We start from the raw sequence: 21,820 nt of genomic DNA, 5'->3' as shown, positions 1-21,820 counted from the left end.
GATTTGAAGAAGATGTACCTAGGTTTATTATTGATGAATTTATTGAAGATGACTTTTTTGCTTCTGGTTGTGATATTGAGAATTTTGAAGTAAAAATGCCTATACTTATATGTCCAAAATGTAATGGTGAATTAGTTTCAAAAAATACAGATGAGTAGCTCTGCTACTCATCTGAGAGTATCACGAAGTGATATTTTGTTCTTGTATAGGAAACTATAAATTTTTTAAATTGTAACTTTGGTAACTGAATAAAAGTATCAACTATTTTGAGCAACGGAGTCCGTTAGGACTCGTTGGCGACATGAGCCATGCGATAGCATGAAGCGAATTTTTTTATGATTATAAATTTTTTATTTACATATAATGAGTAAGCATATATAATATACTATATAATATAGTATATCACATTTCGGAAGAGGTGGTTATTATTCAACTAAATGATCGTCAAATGAAGATAATAGAAATAGTAAAAGAACATGAACCTATAACAAGTGAACAGATAGCATCAATGCTTAATGTGACAAGAGCTACTTTAAGACCTGATCTTGCAATACTTACTATGACTGGAATTTTAGATGCAAGACCTAAAGTAGGATATTTTTATGCAGGAGTGGATGAAAATAATATAATATCCAAAAAACTTAAATCTAAAAAAATAAGTGAAATAATGAGTATGCCTGTGCTTTTAACAGAGGAAACTACTGTTTATAATGCTATAGTTACTATGTTTTTAGAAGATGTAGGAAGTATATATATAACAAATAATGGTTATTTATCTGGTGTAATATCTAGAAAAGATTTATTAAAAAGTACAATAGGAGGAATGGATATTAATAAAATTCCTGTTGGGATGACAATGACTAGAATGCCGAATATTGTTATAGCAAATCCAAATGAAAGTATTTCTGAAGCTGTAAAAAAAATAATAGAGCATGAAGTTGATTCTCTTCCTGTTGTAGATACAGAAATTAAAAATGGGAAAGAATATCACCAAGTAATTGGAAGAATTTCAAAAACTAATATAGCAAGATTATTTGTAGAATTATGTGGAGAATAGAGAGGTGTTTTATGGAAAATTTAGTTATATATATAATATCTGATTCTTTAGGAGAAACAGGAGAGCAAGTAGCAAGAGCTTCTATTGGTCAGTTTAATATAAACAATTATGAAATGAGAAAATATCCTTATGTACTTGATATAGATTTTTTAGATGAAATTTTAAATGAATCAAAAAATGAAAATTCAATAGTAGTATATACATTAGTAGATTTAGAACTTGCAAATTATACTGCTAAATTTTGTAAAGATAACAAGATACCTAGTATAGATTTAGTTAGTCCACTACTTAAATCTATAGCTTTAAGGACTAATTTAGAGCCTTTAAGAGAGCCAGGAATAATAAGGAAATTAGATGAAAAATATTTTAAAAGAGTAGAGGCTATAGAATTTGCTGTAAAGTATGACGATGGGAAAGATGCTAGAGGTCTTGTGAAATCAGATTTAGTTCTTATTGGTATATCAAGAACATCAAAAACGCCTCTTAGTATGTATTTAGCTAATAAAAATATAAAAGTAGCAAATGTCCCTTTAGTACCTGAAGTTCCAGTACCAAAAGAGCTATTTGAAATACCAACTAAAAAAATAATAGGACTTACAAATACTCCAGAAAAATTAAATGAAATAAGACAAGAAAGGTTAAAAGCATTAGGACTTTCTAGTAATGCAAATTATGCTACTATGGAAAGAATTTTAGAAGAAATTGAATATGCAGAAAGAATAATGAAAAAAATAGGATGCCCTATTATTAATGTATCAAATAAGGCTATTGAAGAAACTGCTGGTCTTATTATAAATATAATGAAGGAAAATGGACTTAGAGTTTATAAAGGATTTTTAAATGGTTAAGTTGATTAAGTCATATGCGACTTTAATATAATTAAATACTAAAAGGGAGAGTGTAAAAAGTGGGGAAATATGTATATAGTTTTTCTGAAGGTTCAAAAGAAATGAAAAGTCTATTAGGAGGAAAAGGTGCAAATTTAGCTGAGATGACAAAAATTGGTCTTCCAGTTCCTCCTGGATTTACAGTTACAACTACTGCGTGTAATACATATTATGAGAAAAATAAAAATCTTTGGGAAGAACTTATAGATGAAATAATGAATTCTCTTTCAAACCTTGAGAAAACCTTAGGAAAAAGATTGGGAGATGAAGAAAATCCACTACTTCTTTCTGTGAGATCAGGTGCAGTAATATCAATGCCTGGAATGATGGATACAATACTCAATTTAGGACTTAATGATATAGCTGTAAAAGCACTTTCAAAAAATACAAATAATGAAAGATTTGCTTATGACAGTTATAGAAGGTTTATACAAATGTTCTCGGATGTGGCTATGGGTATTCCAAAGTATAAATTTGAATCAGTTTTAGATAGAATAAAAGAAGAAAAGGGATATAAATATGATACAGAGTTAACTGTTGAAGATTTAAAAGAAATAGTTAAAGAATTTAAATCAATATATAAAAGAGAGCTTAGAAAAGAATTTCCTAATGATCCAAAAGAGCAGCTTTTACTTGCCATAAAGGCAGTGTTTGATTCTTGGAATAACTCAAGAGCAATAGTATATAGAAAGCTAAATGATATTCCTAATGATTTAGGAACAGCAGTAAATATTCAGTCTATGGTGTTTGGAAATATGGGTAAAACTTCAGGTACAGGAGTTGCATTTACAAGAAATCCATCTACAGGAGAAAATAAATTATTTGGAGAATTTTTAGTAGACGCTCAAGGAGAAGATGTAGTTGCAGGTATTAGAACACCTCAACATATAAGTAATTTAAAATATTTAATGCCAAAAGTATATAAAGAGTTTGAAAAAGTCACACATATACTTGAAAATCATTATAAAGATATGCAGGATATAGAATTTACTATTGAAAATGAAAAATTATATATACTTCAAACAAGAAATGGAAAAAGAACTGCAAGTGCTGCTATTAATATAGCTGTGGATATGGTAAATGAAGAGCTTATAAGTAAAGAAGAAGCAATTTTAAGAATAGATGCTAAGCAACTAGATCAACTTCTTCATCCTAATTTTGAAGAAAAAGCATTAAAAGAAGCACAAGTTATAGCAAAAGGACTTCCAGCATCTCCAGGAGCAGCATCAGGAAGAGTATATTTTACAGCAAATGATGTTGTAAATGCAAAGGCTAATGGAGAAAAAGCGCTTCTTGTAAGACTTGAAACATCTCCTGAAGATATAGAAGGTATGGTTTTAAGTGAAGGAATACTTACAGCAAGAGGGGGTATGACATCTCACGCTGCTGTTGTTGCAAGAGGAATGGGAAAATGCTGTGTTGCGGGTTGTGGAGAAATTAAGATTCAAGAACACAAAAAAGAATTCAGAATAGGTGATTTAGTTGTAAAAGAGGGAGATTACATATCTCTTGATGGTTCTACAGGTAATGTTTATCTAGGGAATATACCTAGAGTTGAGGTTGAACTTGTTGGTAAATTTGAAAAACTTATGAATTGGGTAGATGAAATAAGAGTTCTTAAAGTAAGAACAAATGCAGATACTCCAAAGGATGCACAAACTGCTGTGAAATTTGGAGCACAAGGTATAGGTCTTTGTCGAACTGAGCATATGTTCTTTGATGAAACTAGAATACCTGTTGTAAGGAAAATGATATTATCAAAAACAATTGATGAAAGAGAGGAAGCTCTTAATAAACTTTTACCTATGCAAAGAGAAGATTTTATAGGTATATTTGAAGCAATGGAAGAAAGACCTACAACAATAAGGCTTTTAGATCCACCACTTCACGAATTTTTACCTAAAAAAGAAGAAGATATTAAATCTTTAGCTAAAGATATGGGAATTTCTTATGATGAGTTAAGCAAGAGAGTTGAAGATTTAGAAGAATTTAACCCAATGTTAGGTCATAGAGGGTGCAGACTTGCAATTACTTATCCTGAAATATATATAATGCAGGCAAGAGCAATAATTGAAGGAGCTATAGAGGTCAAAAATAAAGGAATAAATGTAAAGCCAGAGATAATGATACCTCTTATAGGAGATATTAATGAACTTAAATATATAAAAGATTTTGTTGTTGAAACTGTAGATAGAATAATAGAAAAATCAGGTATTGAACTTGATTATTTAGTTGGAACAATGATAGAAGTTCCAAGAGCAGCTTTAACAGCTGATGAAATAGCAAAAGAAGCAGAGTTTTTCAGTTTTGGTACCAATGATTTAACTCAAATGACATACGGCTTTTCAAGAGATGATGCTAACAAATTCCTAGTAGAATATGATTCTAAAAATATATTTGAAAAAAATCCATTCCAAGTACTAGATAAAAATGGAGTAGGAAAACTTGTTAAGATGGCATCAACACTTGGAAGAAAAACAAGACCTAATATTAAGCTTGGTATTTGTGGAGAACATGGTGGAGAGCCTTCATCTGTTGAGTTTTGTCATAATATAGGACTTGATTATGTTTCATGCTCACCATATAGAGTTCCTATAGCAAGACTTGCTGCAGCGCAAGCTGTATTAAAGGAAAAAAATAAATAATAAAATTATAAAAGACAACGCAATTTGTGTTGTCTTTTTATAATGAATAGGAAATTATAATCTTTCTTGAATTGTGGATAAATATAATTTTCGTTATGAATTTTAAGCAACGGAATTCGTTAGAATTCGTTGGCGCCATGGAATTTCAAAAAAGTCTACATTTAAAATCTTTAGAATGAAGACTTTTTTACTTTAGGTATTGTTGTAATGGTATAATAAATATATAATGAAGTTGATAATTATTTGTGTAATACGAGGAGGAATAATATGAAAAAAAATAAAATTTTAATAATAGGATTATCATTAATTATATCTATTGGGTTGCTAGTAGGATGTACTTTACATATATCTCAAAACGCAGTAAAGTATGAAGATGGAATTTACATTGCACAAGAAGATGATTTTGACGAACAAACGGGATTTAAAGATATAGTAAAACTTGAAGTTAAAGATGGAAAGATAATTTCTGCTGATTGGAATGGAGTTCAAAAAGATGGAGAAGACAAAAAAACTCTATCTAAAAACGGAGGTTATCCAATGGTAGAAAAAGCAGGAGCAAAAGCGCCATGGCATGAACAAGCAGAAAAAGTAGAAGCTTTCTTATTGAAAACACAAGATCCAACAGCTATAGAGTATAAAGATAATGAAGGACGTACTGATGCAATATCAGGGGTATCAATACATGTTAGTGAATTTTTTAAATTAGCTAAAAAGGCTTTAGATAATGGCCCTGTAAAGAAGAATGAATAAAAAACTGAAATCAAGAATTTATATGGAGGAATATATGATAAATAAAAAAAGAAAGATAGGATATATATTTATTATTATAATAATTATTTTAACAGGATGTTCAAATAAAAGAAAGGATGTTAGTCAAGAATTACTTTCAAAAACAGAATTTGTCTTAGGTACAGTTATAACAATAGATATATATGATAATGTTTCAGAAGAAATTTTTAATGAAATATTTGACAGGCTTAGAGATATAGAAAATAAAATGACTATTAATAAAGAAACTAGTGAAGTTATAAAGATAAACTCAAATGCTGGTAAAGATTTTGTTAAAGTATCTGATGATACTTTTCATGTTATAAAGAAAGGAAAATATTTTTCAGAACTATCTAATGGGAAATTCGATATATCAATTGGGCCTTTTGTAAAACTTTGGAACATTGGAACGGAATATGCTAGAGTACCTTCTCAAAATGAAATTGATAACAAAAAAGAATTAGTAAATTATAATAATGTAATTTTAAATGAGTCTAAAAAAAGTGTTATGTTAAAAGAAGAAGGCATGGTTCTTGACCTAGGAGGAATTGCAAAAGGATACGCAGCTGATGAAATTATAAAAATTTTTAAGGAAAGTAATGTAGAACATGCAGTCATTAATCTTGGAGGAAATGTATTTGCTTATGGTGATAAACCTGATGGGACTCCGTGGAAGATTGCTATTCAAAATCCTTTTTCTCCAAGAGGAAATTATATAGGCATAGTGAGTATTTCTAATAAAACTGTTGTTACATCTGGAGTTTATGAAAGATTTTTCGAAAAGGATGGTAAGCGTTATCATCATATATTAGATTCAGATACAGGATATCCTGTTGAAAATAATCTTGTAGGAGTTTCTATAATAGCAAACAGCTCGATAGATGCTGACTCTTTATCAACAGTAGCTTTTTCTTTGGGGCTTGATGAGGGTTTAAAGCTTATTGAAGAATTAGAAAATATAGATGCTATATTTGTTACTAAGGACTCAGAAATTTATGTAACTTCTGGCCTAAAGGATAAATTTGAACTAACGGATACAGAGTTTAAATTAAAAACAGATTAATAAAAAGTATAAAATATCTGAAAATAAAATTTATACAAAAAAATATAACTTTTGAATTGACATTAATATGAAAAGGGTTTATAATTAATTTCAACAATTTGAATTAAAAATTTAAATCTAAAACATATAAATCCTGTGAAGTGGAGAGTAAGTATAATGATTGCTTCAGCGAGCTAGAGTTGGTGTGATTCTAGTAGTATAGTTATATTGAAATCTAGGCATGTACGGACCAACCGTTAAAGGGTAATGAGTGGATATGAGTATTCATATCAATAAGAGTGGTAACACGGGAAGTAGCTCTCGTCTCTTGATTTTAAGAGATGAGAGCTTTTTTTATAATGAATAGGAAATTATAATCCTTTTGAATTGTGGATAAATATAATTTTCGTTATGAATTTTAAGCAACGGAATTCGTTAGAATTCGTTGGCGCTATGAAATTTCAAAAAAGTCTACATTTAAAATCTTTAGAATAAAGACTTTTTTATATTTTTTATAGTTATAAATTTATAAAAAGGTAATATAATAATATTAAATCCTGTGAAGTGGAGAGTAAGTATAATGATTGTTTCAGCGAGCTGGAGTTGGTGTGAGTCTAGCAACATAGTTATACTGAAGAGAGCCATGGAGGATATTTTCTGAAATTAAGTAGGAAAATACGGACCAACCGTTAAAGGGTAATGAGTGGATATGAGTATTCATATCAATAAGAGTGGTAACACGGGATAGCTCTCGTCTCTTGATTTTAAGAGATGAGGGCTTTTTTAGTATTATCATTTAAGATATGTATATTATATCAATAAGAGTGGTAACACGGGATAACTCTCGTCTCTTGATTTTAAAGAGATGAGAGTTTTTTATATAAATGGACAATAAGGGAGGATTAATATATGAAAGAGAAAGTTGTTTTAGCTTATTCAGGAGGATTAGATACTTCTATAATTATACCTTGGTTAAAAGAAAACTATAATGTTGATATAATTGCAGTTTGCGTAGATGTAGGTCAAGGAGATGATATGAATGAAGTAAAAGAAAAGGCTATAAAATCAGGTGCATTAAAAGTATATATTGAAGATGTAAAAGAAGAATTTGTAAAAGATTATGTGTTTAAAGCTTTAAAAGCAGGAGCTGTTTATGAAAATAAATATTTACTTGGAACATCTCTTGCAAGACCTTTAATGGCCAAAAAGCTTGTTGAAATATCGCATAAAGAGAATGCTAAATATATTTGCCATGGCTGTACAGGAAAAGGGAATGATCAAGTTCGTTTTGAAACAGGAATAGCATCTATTGATCCTAGTATAAAAATAATTGCGCCATGGAGAATATGGAATATAAAATCAAGAGAAGATGCAATAGATTATGCAAATTCACATGGAGTTGAAGTAGCTGTTACTAAAGAAAAAATATATTCAAGAGATAAAAATTTATGGCATTTAAGTCATGAGGGTGGAGATTTAGAAAATCTAAAAAATGAACATAATACAGATATATATATGATGATAACTCCACCAGAAAAAGCAAAAGATAAAGCTAGTTATATTGAAATATACTTTGAAAAAGGAATACCAAAAAAAATTGATGGAAAAGAATATTCCCCAGCTCAGATAGTTGAAAAATTAAATATAATTGGTGGAGAAAATGGAATAGGAGTTGTAGATTTATTAGAAAATAGACTTGTGGGAATGAAATCAAGAGGAATCTATGAAACACCAGGTGGAACTATTTTATTTACAGCCCATAAAGAACTTGAGCATTTAACTTTAGATAGAGATACACTTCATTATAAGCAGATAATTTCTCAGAAATATGCACAAATTGTTTATGATGGACTATGGTTTAATACATTAAGAGAAGGAATAGACGCTTTTGTTGATATAACACAAGAAAATGTTACAGGAAATGTAAAATTAAAACTGTATAAAGGAAATATAATGGTTGCTGGAATGGATTCACCGTATGCTCTTTATGATGAAGGAATATCTTCTTTTGGAGAAAGTGAACTTTATGACCATAAAGATGCTCAAGGATTTATAAACTTGTTTAGTCTACCATTTAAGATAAAAGCTATGATGAAAAACAAAAACTAATCAGGAAGAAGGTAATAAACAAATGAAGCTTTGGGGTGGAAGATTCAAAGAAAAAGAAAATACACTTATGGAAGAGTTTAATAAATCACTTGATTTTGATAAAATATTATATTTTGAAGACATAAATGGAAGTATTGCACATGTTAAAATGTTGGTTAAAACAAATATTTTGACAAAATATGAAGGAGATATTATAATTGAAGGGTTGCAATCAATACTTAAAGATATAGAAAATAATGTTTTGAAAATTGAAGGTAATTATGAAGATATACACAGCTTTGTAGAAATAAATTTGATAAATAGAATAGGAGAACTTGGTAAAAAGCTTCATACAGCGAGAAGTAGAAATGATCAAGTAGCACTTGATATGAAACTTTATACAAAGAAAAAAGGATTTGAAGTAGTTAACGCTGTAGAAAGTCTTCAAGATATAATCAAAGAACTTGGAGAAAAAAATAATGTTTTAATGCCTGGATATACTCATCTTCAAAGAGCACAAGTTATAACTTTTAAATATCATATTATGGCTTATTATAGTATGCTTGAGAGAGATAAAAAAAGAATACTAAATGCAATAGACGTAATGGATGAAAGTCCACTTGGATGTTGTGCACTTGCTGGAACAACATATAGTATAGATAGAGAATATGCATGCAGGGAACTTGGATTTAAAAAGAAAGTCGATAATTTCTTAGATGGAGTAAGTGATAGAGATTATATAATAGAATTTATTTCAGCTTTTTCAATAATAATGATGCATCTTAGTAGACTAAGCGAAGAACTTATTTTATGGAGCAGTAAAGAATTTGATTTTGTTGAAATAAATGATGAATATGCAACTGGAAGTAGTATTATGCCTCAAAAGAAGAATCCAGATGGAGCAGAACTCATAAGAGGAAAAACTGGAAGAGTATATGGAAACTTAATATCAATACTTACTACTATGAAAGGAATTCCCCTTGCATACAATAAAGATATGCAAGAAGATAAAGAAAAGTTTTTTGATTCAATAGATACTGTTTTAAACTGCTTAAAGATAATGGGTGGAATGCTTGAAACTTTAAAAGTAAAAAAAGAAAATATGTTAAAGGCAGTAAAAGGAGGATTTTTAAATGCTACAGAAGTTGCAGATTATCTTGTAAATAAAGGTATGGCATTTAGAGATGCTCATAAAGTAGTAGGAAATATTGTTATATATTGTGAAGAAAAAAATGTATCAATAGAAGAACTAAATATTGATGAATTTAAGAAGTTTAGTGATTTATTTGAAGATAATATTTATGAATTCATTGATTATGAAAATATACTTAAAAAAGGAATAAAAAAAGAAATAAATTTTTAAATTTATAGAAATAATAAAAATTGAGGAGGTAATATTATGATATACAAATATTCATATGCTAATTCAAATGATGTATTAAATTATAATGATGTTGAGGCTAAGGTTAGGAATGCTTTGGAGCAATATAAATTTATTGATGGAGTAGAGTATGATGGAGAGTATATAAATGTAGTTATAAATAGTGAATTAAAAGAAGCTGCAAAAGCAAATGAGATAAACTTAAATAAAGCTATTGAAAATCTTAGAAAAACTTGTTAAAAAATTAGAGTAGTCTTTTGACTGCTCTAATTTTTTTATAACGAATAGGAAATTATATTCCTATTTAAATTGTGGATAAATATAAATTCCGTTATGAGTTTCAAAAAAGTCTACATTGTAAAATCTTTAGAATAAAGACTTTTTTATGAAATTATTAAAAAATTTTATTATATATATACTAAATATAGAATTTTTTTATAATTAAACATTAAATATGTATGATATACTTTATTTCGACATAGTTATTAAACTTAAAAGGATGAATTTATAATGAAAAAAAACAATTTAAATGTGAAATTACATCAAATAAGCAGTTTCTCAAAAATTTTTACTACATCAGTTAAGGATAGTATAAATACTATAAGGGCTTTTATACCTGGATGTAGTTTAGCTTCGTATAGTCCAGATATAGTTATTAAGACATATGAGTATTTGAAAAAAAATTTACCGGGAACTGGTATGATTTTAAAATGCTGTGCTTCTCCATCTAAATTAGCTGGAAATAAAGATGATTTTAAAAAATATTATTCTCAGTTAGAAGATGAAATAGAAAAAATGAATGTTAACGAGGTAATAATTGCTTGCCAATCTTGTTTTAAAACTATAAAAGAAAATAGTAAAAATATAAAAGTAAAGTCTCTTTGGGAAGTAATTAGTACTATAGATATTCCTAATCATATTAAAAATAAATATAAAGATTTAGATATTACTTTTGCTCTTCATGATCCTTGTCCAACTAGAAATGAATCAAATATACATGAATCCATTAGAAAGATAGTAAATGATATGGGTATTAAAATAGAAGAATTTAATAATTCTAAGGAAAAAACTCTATGCTGTGGAGGAATGCTTAATATAAAGGATAAAAGTTTAGCATTAAACCAAATGAAAAAAAGAGCAAATGAGGTAAACTCTAAATATATATTGACTTACTGTGAATCATGTGTAGAATCTATGATTATTGGTGGAAAAAATAGTATTCATATATTAGACTTGATGTTTAATGAGGAAATATATTTAAAATTTACTCAAAGTAAAGTAAATGCTCTAAAAAAATGGAAAAATAGATATAAATGTAAAAATATGATTGAAAGATTAAATAAAAATAGCTTATTATAATAAATAGTAGTAATTATAAAAAGGAGAATATATATGAAAAAAATAGCTTGGATTTTAGTTATATTATTAATAAGTATAAGTATTATATCGGGATGTTCAAAAAAAGAAGAAAAAGAATCGATAAATATATTAGATTTAAAATGGGAAGATATTGTTTCACAAAGTAAAGGTCAAGAAGTTAATATTTATATGTGGGGTGGAGATAAATCTGTTAATTCATATATAGATGATTGGGCTAAGCCTTTAATAAAGAAAAAATTTAACATTAGTTTGAACCGTGTGCCAATAAATGATCCCAAAGATATGATTAATAAATTATTAACTGAAAAAGAAGTTGATAAAAAACAAGGAAGCATAGATATTTTATGGATTAATGGGGAAAATTTCAAAACATCAAAGGATAATAATTTATTATGGGCATCTTTTGCAGATAAGCTTCCTAATTATAATAAATATGTAGACAAAGATTCTTTAGATATAAAATATGATTTTGGTGAAGATACTATGGGAATGGAAGTTCCTTGGGGAAAATCTCAGTTTGTTTTTATATATGATTCAGAAAAAGTAAAAAATCCTCCAAAAGACATGAAAGAGTTTAAAGAATGGATAAAAGAAAATCCAGGAAAGTTTACGTATCCTTCTCCACCTGATTTTACAGGAAGTGCTTTTATACGCCAAACATTTGTCCATCTTATAGGTGAGTATAAAGGTTATGATACTGTAGATATGAATAAATTTAAAAGTGATAGTAATATTACTTGGGATTATATGAAAGAAATAAAACCCTATTTATGGAGAAAAGGAAAAACATATCCTGAAAGTAGTTCAAAATTGGATATGTTATATGCAAATGGAGAAGTTTTAATGAGTATGTCGTATAATCCATTACATGCTTTTAATAAAATAAAAAATGGAGAATTCAAAGAATCAACTAATGTATTTTTTTTAAATGATGGTACTTTGTCTAACACTCATTACTTAACTATACCATTTAATGCTTCAAATAAAGAAGGTGCCATGGTTGTGATTAATTTTCTTTTATCACCTAACGCTCAGATTACAAAATTTAATCCATCTTATTGGGGAGATGGGCTAGTTATATCATATGACAAACTTTCAAATAGTGATAAAGAAAAGTTAAGCAGTATTTATGGGTTGAAAGAAACTAAATTCTTAGAAAAACTTCAAAAACATAAAATTCCTGAAATGAAATCAAAATATGTAGAAGAAATTGAAAAGGATTGGATGGAAAATGTTGCAAAAGATTAGACCGTACATTTTAGTTTTACCAGTACTAATGCTTACTTGTATCTTATTTTTTGCAGGACTAGTAGAAGGCTTTATTCAGAGTTTAGGACTTACATCTATTTATGATGTAAGTCAAATTTCTTTTAAGCATTATGAAGAACTATTAAAATCATCTGAATTTTGGGATTGCTTTTTTCTTACAATTAAAATTTCTATTATATCTACACTTATTTCAGTTTTTTTAGGTTTGTTTATAATTTTCTTATTATTTATAATCAAGACTAGTAAGTACAGTAGATTTACTTTAGTTATTAAAAATTTTTTTCAAATACCTATGTTATTTCCTTATTTAGTCTCTGGGTATATTATTTTTATGATATTTACACAAAGTGGATGGATTAGTAGTATTTTATTTAATATGGGAATAATTGAAAAAATAACAGATTTTCCAGTAATAATAAATGATGAATTTGGATTTGGAATTATTATTGCTTATATATGGAAAACAAGTCCTTTTGTTGTATTAATGCTGTTTTCAGTTGTTTTAAAAGTAGAGAGTTCTTGGGTTGAGTTAGGATATATGTTAGGAGCTAGTAGATTTAACTTTTTTAAAGAAGTTATTTTTCCTTTATTAATTTCACCTTTAAAAATTTCATCCTTTATAATATTTACTTATACTTTTGCAGACTTTGAAATACCTTTTCTGCTTGGAGTTACTTATCCTAAGATGATTTCTGTGTATTCTTATCAAATATATATGAATGGTAATTTAATAGATAGACCAAAGGCACTTGCAATTAATGTACTTACCATTATAATTATACTATCAATAGGAGCTGTTTTTTATTTTTTTGAAAAAAAGAATATACATGAAAGAAGGAAATAATATGAATAGAAAGTTTTGGGACAAAATAGGCTTTGGGGTTTTAACAGCAATAATTTTATTTGGATTTTTACCTGTTATTTTTCTTTTTTTACTTAGTGTTTCAAATGGATGGAGATGGCCTGAGTTAATCCCTACAAGCTTTAGTTTTGAAGGATGGGAGTATGTTTTTTTTAATATTCAAACTATAAAAGGAATATGGACAAGTTTTAAAATAGCATTAATTGTAACTATAATAAATTTAATTATAGCAATTCCTGCTTCAGATGCAATTGGAAGATATGACTTTAAGGGAAAAAAGTTTATAGAAATATTTTTGCTTATGCCTATAATTTTTCCTCCTATAATTTCAGTAATGGGAATACATAAAACATTCATTAAATTGAATTTAACAGAATCTATATTAGGAGTAATTTTATCTCATATAATACCAACTCTTCCTTATATGATAAGGGTTATTAGCATTAGTTTTAAAAATTTGGGATTTAAGTGGGAAGAACAAGCAAAGATGCTTGGAGCAGGAAGTATTGTTACTTTTATGTATGTGAAATTTTATTTTTTGCTACCAGGAATTGTAGCGGGAGCTAGTTTAACAGTTTTAATTTCTTTAAGTCAGTATATAATAACAATTTTAATTGGAGGAGGACAAGTAGTTACTCTTTCAACATTAATGTTTCCTTTTATTAATGGAGGAGATAAAAACATAGGAGCTGTATATTCTATTTTGTTTGCTATTGTTTCCATAATCTCATTATGTATTATGGAGCTTTTTTTAAAGAAATATTATGAATAAAAAATAATAGGGTGGAAAGGTAAGTCTTATGATTAAGTTGCATTTAAAAAATATAAAAAAAGAATATATTTCAAGTAATAAAGATTTTAATTTTTTTTTAGAAATAGATGATTTAAAAATTAGAAAAGGAGATTTTTTTGGATTAATAGGTTCTTCTGGTTGTGGAAAAACAACTCTTTTAAAAATAATAGCAGGACTTATTGTACCCAATAGAGGAAATTTATATATGGAAGATAGGGATATTACTAATATTGCACCAGAAAAAAGAAATATAGGTATGATTTTTCAAGAACCTTTATTATTTCCTCATATGAATGTTTTTGAGAATATTTATTTTGGGTTAAAAATGAAAAAAATTTCTAAAAAAGATAGTATTGAAAAAATAAATAAAGTTCTTGAATCTGTAGGGTTAAAGGGGTTTGAAAATAAATATCCTCATGAGTTAAGTGGAGGACAAAAACAAAGAGTTTCTTTAGCAAGGGCATTAGTATTAAAACCTGAAATCTTACTTATGGATGAGCCTTTTAGTGCTCTTGATCCAAAACTAAGAGACGAAATGAGAGAATTAATTTTAAGGATTCATAAAAAATATAAAATGACTATTGTTTTTGTAACTCATGATAAAGAAGAGGCTTTTATTTTATTTAATCGAATGGCTATAATGAAAGAAGGAAAAATACTTCAAAAGGGTTCTCCAAAAGAAATTTATGAAAAACCTTTAGATACTTACGTAGCAAATTTTTTAGGAATTAAAAATACATTTTATGGAAGAGTAGAAGATGATATTTTTAAATATGAAAATTTAAAAATCAATTTAAAAGATTCTAGTTTAAATGGATTTTATGGAAATATTATATTAAAACCAGAATGTTTTGAAGTAAAGAAGATGTATAATTTAAAAAATGCTTTAAATGGATTTTATGGAATTATAAAAGATTGTTCTTTTAGACAAGGTTTTTTATTTTTTAAAATAGATGTTAAATCAAATGAGATTGAAGTTGTTCAAAAGTTTAATCTAGATATTGAGTTTGAAGTTGGAGAAAGAGTTTTTGTAGAATATGATATAAAAAATATATACTTTATAAAGGATGATATGGAGGAATTAAAATGTTAGATACACATGCAAGAAAATATGTAAATCCAATAATAAATTTAACATCAAAAACATTTTTAAAATGTAACATGACTCCTAATCAAGTTACATTTTTAGCTTTTATTATAGGTATATCAACATCAATATTTATATATTTAAATTTGCCTATAACAGCTTGTGTATTTCTTTGGATTTCAGGATTTTTAGATGCTGTTGATGGAGCCATGGCAAGAGCTAAAAAAAATACAACACCTTGGGGAACTTTAATGGATATTACTTTTGATCGAATTGTAGAAATTTCAGTAATAATTAGCTTAGCAGTAAGATTTGAACATTTAAGATTTAATTTTTTAATTTTAACATCATGTATTCTTTTTTCTATGACTATTTTTTTAACGGTTGGAGCGTTAAGTGATAAAAATGGAATAAAGTCATTTTATTATCAAGCAGGAATAGCGGAAAGAACAGAAGGATTTATACTGCTTACTTTAATGATTTTATGTACAAATTATCTTGGTTTAATTACAAATATATTTTCTGTAATAGTTTTAATAACTGCTATTCAGCGTATGGTAGAAGCAAGAAAAATATTTTTAAAAGTTAAATAATAAAAAACTTCGTAAATTTAAATTTACGAAGTTTTTTTTGTTATAAGAAAAATTTATAAATGACTTTAAAGATATAAAATTTATCTATTAGACTAAAATTTACATATAATGATATTATTTTCATATAAGTATTTATAAAAAAATTGATAATCAAGTTAATTTTTTACAAGAATTTGTTGTGAAAAATATTTAATTAAGAAAGGGGTGATTATTATTAAAGGATTAATAAAGGGATATAAATCAAAAATTATATTTTTAGCTATTATAATATCTGTATATTTTTTTATACCTGCTGTAAAAATTAATATAAATCAGGCTATATTTATTTTAAGTAATGTAGATGTAGATATGGTAAGAGATTATATTTTAGGATTTGGTATTTGGGCTCCTATTGTATCATTTTTTCTTATGATTTTACAATCAATTGCAGCACCTCTACCAGCTTTTATTATAACCTTTGCAAATGCAGGTCTTTTTGGTTGGGTTAAGGGAGCACTCCTTTCGTGGTCAAGTGCCATGGCAGGGGCTACAATTTGCTTTTATATAGCAAGATTTTTAGGGAGAAATGTAGTTGAAAAGCTTACATCACGCACTGCTTTAAAAAGCATTGATGAGTTTTTTGGAAATTATGGGAAATATGCTATTTTGATTGCTAGATTACTTCCATTTATCTCATTTGATATTGTTAGTTATTCAGCAGGACTTACTTCAATGAGTTTTTGGTCATTTTTTATAGCAACGGGAATTGGTCAGTTACCAGCTACCATCATTTACTCATATATTGGGAGTATGCTTACAGGTACAGCAAGGACATTTGTATTTGGACTTTTATGCTTATTTGCATTAAGTACATTTATTGTTTTATTTAAGAAAGTTTGGAATGATAAAAAAAAGAAAGGAATGATGTAGTTGAATTTTAAGAAGATACTTCTTTTATTAACAACTACTATATTGGTTTTTAGTATAGTTGGTTGTTCTAAAAACACTTCAAATTCTACAGAAAATATAATAAAAGAAGAATTTGATATTTCAGTTTATAAAAATAATGATTTCTTAATTACACCTAATGAGCTTAATAAGTTGTTAGGAAGTGATGATTTAGTATTACTAGATTGCAATAAACCAGATATTTACGCAAAAGAGCATATTCCTGGAGCGATAAGTATAGGACTTCATGCATTTTCAGATAAGGTAGGGAAACCAGGTGACCCAGGATGGGGAACTATTATGAAAAAGGAAGATTTAAAAGCAAAACTAGAATCACTAGGTATAGATAACAAAAAAACAGTAGTTTTTTATTCTGATGTGTTTAAAGGTCCAGGGGCTGATGGTAGAGCAGTTTGGCAACTAAAACAAGTGGGTATGGATAATGTAAAAATGCTAGTAGGTGGACTCTCGTATTGGAAAAAATTAGGATATGAGTTGACAGATGAAGTAGTTAATCCAATACCTACCTTAGGAGTAGTATTAAAGGATTATGATGAAAGTTACGTTGCAACGAAGGAACATGTATATGAGAATTTAGGAAAACAAGTTTTAATAGATGTAAGAACAGAGAAAGAATTTAAAGGATCTCAAAATGCAGGAGAGCCAAGAGGCGGTCATATTAAAGGGGCTGTACATATGCTATGGACAGATCTTTTAAATGAAAATGGTACACCTAAATCTCCGGAGGAGATTAAAAATATTATGGTACAGTTAGGTGTTAAGCCAGAAGATGATTTTACGGTATACTGAACAATGGGCATAAGATCTGGATATACAGCCATGATCCTCAGAGCCGTTGGCTTTGATAAAGTTAGAAATTATGAAGCTTCAATTTATGAATGGGGTGGAGACTTTAATATGCCTATGGAAAAGTAGTAAAGGTAAGGGATTTTAATAAGAATAAAAGGATTGTTCTGTTAATAATAGAGCAGTCCTTTTTTAAATAAATAACGGGATTAGGAGGGAAAACAGTGAAGAAAATAAAAGAATCTAAGGAGTTAAAAAAATGCATAATTATATTTGGTGTAATTATAACTATTGTTTTGAGTATAAAATTTTTAGGATTTTTTGAATATATGAGTTTAGAGAATATACAAAAAATTAAAATTTGGATACAAGGATATAAAGTAATAGGACCAATAATATATATGATTTTATTTATATTCAGTTGTATTTTTTTCTTACCGGCTCCTCCTATGGCAATTTTAGCAGGATTAGCGTTTGGGCCTGTTATGGGAACTGTATGGACAGGATTAGCAGCAATTATAAGTGATAGTGCTGCGTTTTTGATAGCTAGATATGCTGCTGGAGACATAATGCAAAAATTGATTGAAGAGAATAAAGTATTAAAAAAAATAGATGATGGTGTTCAAAAACATGGATGGAGATTGTTGATTTTTACAAGATTAGTACCTGGATTTCCTTATATGCTTCAAAGCTATGCATATGGGCTTACAAATATTAGCTTTAGATCATATATTATTATTTCTTGGATATGTACTGTACCTGGAATTATAGCATTTACATTTATGGGAGGAGCTTTAGTAACAGGAAAAGGAGATATAGGAAAAACTTTTGGATATTTTGGAATAGGAGCATTAGTGTTTATAATTTTATCATTAATTCCAGGGTTAATAAAAAAGAATAAAGTTGAAGTTGTTGATGAATAATAATATGTAAGAATTTATATATAGGCTAATTTTTTAATACATTGGAAAAAGTCAGTTTATTAAAGACTTTTATAAATATTTTTGCTGTATATTCAGCATCTATATCAGCTCTATGAAAATCATCTTCTTCTAATGGTATATCTAATTTATTTAATGCATTTTTTAAACTAGGATATTGACCTTTTTCGAATTTATATATATGAGCAAATTGTTTTTGAATATTTACAAATTTATATAACCAATTAATATCTAATTCATGTAATGTACAATTAGTTTTAAAATGATAGTAATCATCATATCCCCATGAGAATAATATATATTCTTTTCCAATCCAGTTTTTAAAGAAATTTAAAACTGTATCAAAACTTTGGGCATTGTTAATATCTACTTGAGATATTTTAGTTTTTTTCTTTATTGTTCTAAACAATTTTGGAAAATATTTAGGTTTTATAAATGACTGAAATCTATCAATTATTTCTAAATTCTCATTTATTTTCACTGCTCCAATTTCAACAATTTCATTTGGAATTTTACTTTTAAAAGGTTTGCTGTTTAATTCTAAATCAAATACTATATAATTCAATATTATCACTCCTTATGTATATTATAACCACAAAAAAACTATTTATCTATATGTAGATTTTTAAAATTTAGATGTATTTTTGTTCTATCAATACAGATTAAAAATGAATATTATAAAATATATAGATTTTTACTATATAAATTAAATAGGTTGGTATTATAAGTAAATGGGGGGAGGAATATGATTAAATGTCCTAAATGTAATAAACAAATATCAGCAAGACCAGGAACTGTGTGTCCAAGGTGCAAAAGAAAAATAACACAAAATGATATAGGATATATGTTTTGCCCAGAGCCTGAATGTAAAGCTATATTACCTAAAAGTGCAGTATATTGTCCTAAATGTGGTGCTAAGATTAGAAATGAGAGTGTAAATGAAAAAATAAATAAAATAGTTAAAAAAATTGAGAAAATACTCAATTCGCTGTAAAAACAAAAGGATTATTAGTTTTTTCTAATAATCCTTTTGAATTGTGGATAAATATAATTTTCGTTATGAATTTTAAGCAACGGAATTCGTTAGAATTCGTTGGTGCCATGAAATTTCAAAGAAGTCTACAGTTAAAATCTTTAGAATAAAGACTTTTTTATTATAATCTTTAATTATATTTTTATATTTATAAACATATAATCTTTTGAGTAGACTTTAGGGGGTAGAAATGTGGTTATTATAATAAAAAAGATGAAATTTATTATTAGTATTACTTGTTTACTAGTATTAAGTCTAATGATAGTATTATTTAATTTTAAACCAGATATAGTAACGATTTTTAATGAAGACGAAGGCTCTCAAATTCTAGAAGAAATATTTAAATCAAGAAATAGAGCACTTTTAGATGAGGATTTAAATACCTTGAATAATCTTTATGATAAAAGTACAAAGTATGGAGTTTGGGCGTATGAACATGAGCTAAAAAAAATGAAATATTTGCATAAATGGGCTAATAAACAGGGGATAGATTTTAAAGATATAAGAACTAAAATAAAGATAAACCGAATAAAAACAATAAATGAAGGATATTCAATAAATTTTACCGCCTCAACAGAATATGAATATGTGTATGAAAATGATCCAGATAATGTTAATTTTTTTAGAATAGGAACATATCATGTTTTAAATACAATGATAAAGGAAGAAGGCTGGATTATAACAAAGGAATGGTATACTGACCCTTTTGCAGATTCACTTAATTTAGATGAGATAGAATCTAAAGATATAAAAGAATATATTTTATCTCAACAAAAAAGTGATTCATTACAGATAAATGAAAGAAGAAAAAATGCTGTTAATTATGCTGATGAATTTTGTGGAGCAGCTGCAGACGAAGAATATGAATTTAAATACAATAAAAAATATAGAAATTATAATCCATTAGGAGGGGATTGTGCAAATTTTGCCTCTCAAATATTATATGAAGGAGGCAATTTTAGAAAAACTCATAAATGGAACTATGACAAATCAGGAGGAAGTAAAGCTTGGGTGAATGCACAAGCATTTAAAGACTATATGATATATAGTGGAAGAGCTTCTTTAATATCATATGGTAGTTATAGCAAAGTTTATAAAGCATCATATAAACTTTTGCCTGGAGATTTCGTAGCATATGAAAAAAAAGGAAAGGTAACTCATATTTCAGTTGTTACTGGAGCAGATTCAAAAGGGTATGCATTAGTAAATTGCCATAATACAGATAGATATAGAGTTCCTTGGGATCTTGGGTGGAGTGATAAAGGAATTAAGTTTTGGCTTGTTCGTGTACATTATTAAATAAAATTTTTATTTGTATTGACAATAATTCGAAAATATAGTAATTTAGGATATAAGGTAACAAATAGTTTATTTGTTTCAAATTTGTTTTATTTAGGAGGATGTTTTTAATGAAAAAAGGAACAGTTAAATGGTTTAATGCAGAAAAAGGTTACGGATTTTTATCTATAGAAGGTGGAGAAGATGTATTCGTACATTTTTCAGCAATTCAAGGTGAAGGATACAAAACTTTAGAAGAAGGACAAAACGTTGAATTTGAAGTAGTTGAAGGTGCTAGAGGACCTCAAGCTGCTAATGTTGTTAAGTTATAATCACTGACTTACATAATATTGATTATAATAAATATGAAAAAATGCCGCTTTTATACAATTAAATGTAAAGCGGCTTTTTAATTTTAAGTATTATCTTTATTGTAGTTTTTACTTTTGGAAAAAATATAAAGTCCATATAAATTTATTAGCCCAATAATCCCTGTAATAATTATTTCTTCAACACTTCCTAGATATGCAAATTGGCATGCAATTATTAAGCTTAAAAATATACCAAATAAAGTTATAATTATTCCCAGGATTGTGACTAAATCATTTACCATAATATTCCCCCTTACAAATAATACAACTAGCTCGTTGCAGAACTCTACAACTCGCATAAATACTACATTTAAATTTATAGAAATGGCTAAGTTTCCCCCATTTTGGGTATATATACATTAACTAGATGTGTATAACTCAAAATGAAAAAAGGAGGAAAAACTTATGCCAGTTCAAGCTAAACAATTAAACTTTTCTAATATTTCTTCTGATTTTGAAAAGTTTTTTAATCAAAATCAATACAATTTACTTTCTATGTTAAATCATTTTTTTGATATTAGTGATTTCATCCCACTTTCTTTTTATCAAAAATATTATTCTAATTTTGGACGTAAAAGAAATTTTTCTCTTGAATCTATGATTAATGCCTT

At 27.4% G+C, this 21,820-nt stretch carries 23 protein-coding genes, 1 pseudogene and 1 other annotated feature; of the genes and pseudogenes, 22 read left to right on the top strand and 2 right to left on the bottom strand.

Annotation, left to right across the window (positions count from 1 at the left end):
• The first annotated feature begins 418 nt into the window (after nt 1-418).
• From BUA77_RS08185 to BUA77_RS08105, 18 genes are all read left to right on the top strand, one after another.
• Nucleotides 419-1,057, top strand: a complete 639-nt coding sequence (locus BUA77_RS08185) for a helix-turn-helix transcriptional regulator (RefSeq protein ID WP_072889081.1) — start codon at nt 419-421, stop codon at nt 1,055-1,057.
• 11 nt (nt 1,058-1,068) lie between these two features.
• Nucleotides 1,069-1,905: a pyruvate, water dikinase regulatory protein gene (locus tag BUA77_RS08180; protein WP_072889080.1), complete on the top strand. Its 837-nt coding sequence runs from the start codon at nt 1,069-1,071 to the stop codon at nt 1,903-1,905.
• 59 nt (nt 1,906-1,964) lie between these two features.
• Nucleotides 1,965-4,589, top strand: a complete 2,625-nt coding sequence (ppdK, locus tag BUA77_RS08175) for a pyruvate, phosphate dikinase (RefSeq protein WP_072889078.1) — start codon at nt 1,965-1,967, stop codon at nt 4,587-4,589.
• Between the two features lie 267 nt (nt 4,590-4,856).
• Nucleotides 4,857-5,339: an FMN-binding protein gene (locus BUA77_RS08170; RefSeq protein WP_072889076.1), complete on the top strand. Its 483-nt coding sequence runs from the start codon at nt 4,857-4,859 to the stop codon at nt 5,337-5,339.
• A 34-nt stretch (nt 5,340-5,373) separates the two neighbouring features.
• Nucleotides 5,374-6,420 (top strand): FAD:protein FMN transferase, encoded by a 1,047-nt coding sequence (locus BUA77_RS08165; protein ID WP_072889074.1) that lies wholly within the window; start codon nt 5,374-5,376, stop codon nt 6,418-6,420.
• A gap of 529 nt (nt 6,421-6,949) precedes the next feature.
• Nucleotides 6,950-7,161: a binding site (T-box leader), on the top strand.
• Between the two features lie 147 nt (nt 7,162-7,308).
• Entirely contained in the window at nt 7,309-8,508 is a 1,200-nt protein-coding gene (locus tag BUA77_RS08160; RefSeq protein WP_072889072.1) for an argininosuccinate synthase, read from the top strand.
• Nucleotides 8,509-8,530: 22 nt separating this feature from the next.
• On the top strand, nt 8,531-9,850 hold the full coding sequence (gene argH / locus BUA77_RS08155) for an argininosuccinate lyase (protein WP_072889070.1): 1,320 nt from the start codon (nt 8,531-8,533) through the stop codon (nt 9,848-9,850).
• Nucleotides 9,851-9,886: 36 nt separating this feature from the next.
• Nucleotides 9,887-10,108 carry a hypothetical protein gene (locus tag BUA77_RS08150; RefSeq protein ID WP_072889068.1) on the top strand — a complete coding sequence of 74 codons (222 nt, stop codon included), beginning with the start codon at nt 9,887-9,889 and terminating at the stop codon, nt 10,106-10,108.
• A 270-nt stretch (nt 10,109-10,378) separates the two neighbouring features.
• On the top strand, nt 10,379-11,227 hold the full coding sequence (locus BUA77_RS08145) for a (Fe-S)-binding protein (protein WP_072889065.1): 849 nt from the start codon (nt 10,379-10,381) through the stop codon (nt 11,225-11,227).
• 33 nt (nt 11,228-11,260) lie between these two features.
• Nucleotides 11,261-12,496, top strand: coding sequence for an ABC transporter substrate-binding protein (locus tag BUA77_RS08140; protein ID WP_072889062.1), 1,236 nt, complete (start codon nt 11,261-11,263; stop codon nt 12,494-12,496).
• On the top strand, nt 12,480-13,361 hold the full coding sequence (locus BUA77_RS08135; RefSeq protein ID WP_072889059.1) for an ABC transporter permease: 882 nt from the start codon (nt 12,480-12,482) through the stop codon (nt 13,359-13,361). The genes BUA77_RS08140 and BUA77_RS08135 overlap by 17 nt, the downstream gene beginning before the upstream one ends.
• Nucleotide 13,362: 1 nt before the next feature.
• Nucleotides 13,363-14,151 (top strand): ABC transporter permease, encoded by a 789-nt coding sequence (locus BUA77_RS08130; protein WP_072889087.1) that lies wholly within the window; start codon nt 13,363-13,365, stop codon nt 14,149-14,151.
• Between the two features lie 28 nt (nt 14,152-14,179).
• Nucleotides 14,180-15,265 (top strand): ABC transporter ATP-binding protein, encoded by a 1,086-nt coding sequence (locus BUA77_RS08125; protein ID WP_072889057.1) that lies wholly within the window; start codon nt 14,180-14,182, stop codon nt 15,263-15,265.
• Nucleotides 15,259-15,852 carry a CDP-alcohol phosphatidyltransferase family protein gene (locus BUA77_RS08120; RefSeq protein ID WP_072889054.1) on the top strand — a complete coding sequence of 198 codons (594 nt, stop codon included), beginning with the start codon at nt 15,259-15,261 and terminating at the stop codon, nt 15,850-15,852. Before BUA77_RS08125 ends, BUA77_RS08120 begins: the two co-directional genes overlap by 7 nt.
• Before the next feature lie 204 nt (nt 15,853-16,056).
• The gene (locus BUA77_RS08115; protein WP_330390057.1) at nt 16,057-16,761 is read left to right on the top strand and encodes a TVP38/TMEM64 family protein; all 705 of its coding nucleotides are present in this window, start codon (nt 16,057-16,059) and stop codon (nt 16,759-16,761) included.
• Complete coding sequence (locus tag BUA77_RS08110; protein WP_072889052.1) at nt 16,762-17,589, top strand: sulfurtransferase; 828 nt, start codon at nt 16,762-16,764, stop codon at nt 17,587-17,589.
• Between the two features lie 3 nt (nt 17,590-17,592).
• Entirely contained in the window at nt 17,593-17,715 is a 123-nt protein-coding gene (locus tag BUA77_RS14545; protein WP_278280561.1) for a hypothetical protein, read from the top strand.
• 95 nt (nt 17,716-17,810) lie between these two features.
• Nucleotides 17,811-18,509: a TVP38/TMEM64 family protein gene (locus BUA77_RS08105; RefSeq protein ID WP_072889051.1), complete on the top strand. Its 699-nt coding sequence runs from the start codon at nt 17,811-17,813 to the stop codon at nt 18,507-18,509.
• A gap of 25 nt (nt 18,510-18,534) precedes the next feature.
• Here BUA77_RS08105 and BUA77_RS08100 read toward each other — a convergent pair whose 3' ends face one another.
• Nucleotides 18,535-19,092: a 3'-5' exonuclease gene (locus BUA77_RS08100; RefSeq protein ID WP_072889050.1), complete on the bottom strand. Its 558-nt coding sequence runs from the start codon at nt 19,090-19,092 to the stop codon at nt 18,535-18,537.
• A 180-nt stretch (nt 19,093-19,272) separates the two neighbouring features.
• On the opposite strand from BUA77_RS08100, the gene BUA77_RS08095 reads away from it, so the two are divergent.
• From BUA77_RS08095 to BUA77_RS08085, 3 genes are all read left to right on the top strand, one after another.
• Nucleotides 19,273-19,521 (top strand): hypothetical protein, encoded by a 249-nt coding sequence (locus BUA77_RS08095; RefSeq protein WP_072889049.1) that lies wholly within the window; start codon nt 19,273-19,275, stop codon nt 19,519-19,521.
• Nucleotides 19,522-19,752: 231 nt separating this feature from the next.
• Complete coding sequence (locus BUA77_RS08090; protein WP_330390055.1) at nt 19,753-20,859, top strand: amidase domain-containing protein; 1,107 nt, start codon at nt 19,753-19,755, stop codon at nt 20,857-20,859.
• Nucleotides 20,860-20,969: 110 nt separating this feature from the next.
• Complete coding sequence (locus BUA77_RS08085; protein WP_072889048.1) at nt 20,970-21,170, top strand: cold-shock protein; 201 nt, start codon at nt 20,970-20,972, stop codon at nt 21,168-21,170.
• A gap of 83 nt (nt 21,171-21,253) precedes the next feature.
• Here the strand turns inward: BUA77_RS08085 and BUA77_RS08080 are convergent, their stop codons facing one another.
• A complete protein-coding gene (locus tag BUA77_RS08080; RefSeq protein ID WP_072889047.1) occupies nt 21,254-21,451 on the bottom strand; it encodes a hypothetical protein in 198 nt (65 codons plus the stop codon).
• 163 nt (nt 21,452-21,614) lie between these two features.
• Here BUA77_RS08080 and BUA77_RS08075 point away from each other — a divergent pair.
• Nucleotides 21,615-21,820: pseudogene (locus tag BUA77_RS08075) on the top strand (hypothetical protein); the annotation flags it as partial.

The sequence above is a fragment of the Tepidibacter formicigenes DSM 15518 genome (assembly GCF_900142235.1).
In the GTDB taxonomy this organism is placed as follows: Bacteria; Bacillota; Clostridia; order Peptostreptococcales; family Peptostreptococcaceae; genus Tepidibacter; species Tepidibacter formicigenes.
The sequence above is the reverse complement of the archived record's forward strand: the minus strand, read 5'-3'. Positions and strand labels throughout refer to the sequence as shown.